Genomic DNA, 2209 nt, shown 5'->3' with positions numbered 1-2209 from the left:
ACGCTGTTCGCCCGTGCCGCGCTTCTGGGGTCCGACGGGAACCCGGTGCCGCCGGGCGAGGTCGGTGAGATCTGCGTGAGCGGGCCGCTGGTGTGCGGGGGGTACTGGAACAAGCCCGAGGCGACCGCCGAAACCTTTAGGGACGGCTGGATGCACACCGGCGACCTGGCCCGCGAGGACTCCGAGGGGTTCTGGTACATCGTCGACCGCACCAAGGACATGATCGTCACCGGCGGGTTCAACGTTTTCCCCCGCGAGGTGGAAGACGTGGTGGCCGAGCATCCGTCGGTGGCCCAGGTCTGCGTGATCGGCACCCCCGACGAGAAGTGGGGCGAGGCGGTGACCGCGGTGATCGTGCTGCGGCCCGACGCGCCGACCGATGAGGCCGCGGTCGCGACCATGACCGCCGAGATCCAGGCCGCCGTCAAGGACCGCAAGGGCTCGGTGCAGTCACCCAAGCAGGTGATCGTCGTCGACTCGGTGCCGGTGACCGCGCTGGGCAAGCCGGACAAGAAGGCGGTGCGGGCACGGTTCTGGGAGGGCGCCGGCCGCGCCGTCGGCTGAGCCGATCACCAGGCCCGCCAGCTAGCCGCCGAGCGTCACGCCAGTGTGGCGCTCACCGCCGACGGCCACTCTGGCGTGACACTCGGCAGAATGGGCGATCGTGGCTACCGCCGACCTGCAGCAGACCGTCGACGCGGTGTGGCGGATGGAGGCCGCCAAGATCGTCGCGACGCTGACCCGGTTCGTGGGCGACGTCGGGCTGGCTGAAGACGTGGCCGCCGATGCGCTGGTCGACGCGCTCACCCAGTGGCCTGCTGCGGGTGTGCCGCGCAACCCGGGGGCATGGCTGACGACCGTCGCCAAACGCAAGGCGATCGACCACTTTCGCCGGCGCGACACCCTCGACGCCAAGTACGCCGTGCTGGCCCGTCACCTGGACACCCACACCGACGAGCCGGGCTGGGATCCCGACCGCATCGACGACGACGTGTTGCGGCTGATCTTCATCGCCACCCACCCGGTGCTGTCGCGTGAAGGCCAGATCGCGCTGACGCTGCGGGTGGTCGGCGGGTTGACGACCGAGGAGATCGCCCGGGCCTTCCTGACCGCGACCCCGACGATCGCCGCGCGCATCACCCGCGCCAAGAAGGCGCTGGCCGCCGCCGACATTCCGTTCGAGGTGCCCGACCGCAGCGAGTACCCGCAGCGACTGGCCGCGGTGCTGAAGGTGATCTACCTGATCTACAACGAGGGCTACTCGGCCTCGTCGGGGCAGCGCTGGATCCGCGACGAACTGTGCGACGAGGCGTTGCGGCTGGGCCGGGTGCTGGCAGCGCTCACGCCCGACGAGCCCGAAGTCCACGGGTTGGTGGCGTTGATGGAGTTCCAGTCGTCACGGTTCGCCGCACGGACCGACCCTGACGGCGCCCCGATCCTGCTTGAAGACCAGGATCGCATCCGCTGGGATCGGGCCCAGATTCAGCGCGGGGTGACGGCCCTGGGCCGCGCCGCCGACATGATCGAGCATTGGGGCACCGGCTGGGGCCCCTACGCGCTGCAGGCTGCGCTGGCCGAATGCCACGCTGTGGCGCCGACCGCTGCCGACACCGATTGGCGACGAATCGTCGCGCTCTACGACGGACTGTTGCAGATCGCGCCGTCACCGGTGGTGGAACTCAACCGGGCGGTGGCGGTGGCGATGGCCTCCGGCCCGCAGGCGGCGCTCGACATCGTCAACCGGCTCACCGGGCTCGACGATTCCTACCTACTGCCCAGCGTGCGGGGTGAGCTGCTGGCACGGCTGGGCCGCGGCGCCGAAGCCACCGCCGAGTTCGAACGTGCCGCCACCTTGACCGAAAACCAGCGGGAGCGGGACATATTGCTGAACAAGGCTATTCGAGCTCGAACTGGCTAGCGCCGGGTACACCGGTCCGGACCGCGACCGACGTCGCAGAACCGGTGTCGAACACCTCGATCACCACGTCGGCGTCCCGGTAGCCGCCGAGGTGGTGCAGTCCAGTGGTGGCTCCCACGATGTCGTTGACGTGGTCGCCACGAGCCGGGTAGTCGGCCACCGGATGGCGCCAGTGCGCGGCAACGACCGTCGCTCCCAGCATCATTCGCGGAATCTCGCGATCCAGCACCGACCGCAGCACCGCGGGCTGCAGGTAGTAGCCCACCTCCGACAACACCAACAGGTCGAACC

At 69.6% G+C, this 2209-nt stretch carries 2 protein-coding genes and 1 pseudogene; 2 read left to right on the top strand and 1 reads right to left on the bottom strand.

Going from position 1 to position 2209, the window contains the following annotated elements; genetic code table 11:
- Both ACN269_RS34710 and ACN269_RS34705 read left to right on the top strand, forming a co-directional pair.
- A partial coding sequence (locus ACN269_RS34710) for an AMP-binding enzyme (protein WP_421477565.1) occupies nucleotides 1-564 on the top strand: 564 nt, incomplete at its 5' end.
- A 100-nt stretch (nucleotides 565-664) separates the two neighbouring features.
- Nucleotides 665-1918 (top strand): RNA polymerase sigma factor, encoded by a 1254-nt coding sequence (locus tag ACN269_RS34705; protein ID WP_421477563.1) that lies wholly within the window; start codon nucleotides 665-667, stop codon nucleotides 1916-1918.
- Here the strand turns inward: ACN269_RS34705 and ACN269_RS34700 are convergent.
- A pseudogene (locus ACN269_RS34700) lies at nucleotides 1896-2209 on the bottom strand (SAM-dependent methyltransferase); the annotation flags it as partial. The gene ACN269_RS34705 and the pseudogene ACN269_RS34700 overlap by 23 nt on opposite strands.

Source organism: Micromonospora sp. WMMD736, assembly GCF_049179015.1.
Classification (GTDB): Bacteria; Actinomycetota; Actinomycetes; order Mycobacteriales; family Micromonosporaceae; genus Micromonospora.
This window is presented reverse-complemented; position numbering and strand designations above follow the sequence as displayed.